This is a genomic window from Maribacter sp. 4U21 (genome assembly GCF_002742365.1).
GTDB lineage: Bacteria > Bacteroidota > Bacteroidia > Flavobacteriales > Flavobacteriaceae > Maribacter.
Genome location: NZ_MDGN01000036.1, coordinates 1 through 476 on the forward strand (window position 1 = coordinate 1; position 476 = coordinate 476).

The 476-nt window shown below is 47.7% G+C and carries 1 protein-coding gene; it reads left to right on the forward strand.

The annotated features are described in order from the left end of the window. Positions 1 to 476: DDE-type integrase/transposase/recombinase (locus tag BFP77_RS07105; RefSeq protein ID WP_143751871.1), on the forward strand; the 476-nt coding region annotated here is incomplete at both ends.

Sequence of the window (476 nt, forward strand, 5' to 3'; positions counted from 1 at the left end):
CATATCCTTTTGAGAAGGGAAGGTTTTATGGACAACCATAAGCGCATGTACAGGGTCTATTGTGAGGAGGGTCTCAATCTTAGGTCGAAACGCCCAAAACGGAACCGTTCCGCCGCACATAGACAACCTACCGAAGGGAATGCCTCTGGTCCGAACGAATGCTGGAGTATGGATTTTGTATGTGACCAGCTTTATAACGGCAGACGGTTCAGGGCCTTAACTGTAGTGGATGACTTTAGTCGCAAGTGTCTTTCCATACATGCGGGAAGTTCGCTCAAAGGAAGCGATGTGGTACAGGTCATGGAAACCATTACTTTTGGGAACGGAGTACTCCCCGAACGTATCAAAGTGGATAACGGGAGCGAGTTCATCAGTAAAATATTGGACAAATGGGCATACGAGAACGAGGTGGAGCTAGACTTCTCAAGACCGGGAAAACCAACGGACAACCCATTTATCGAAAGCTTCAACGGTTC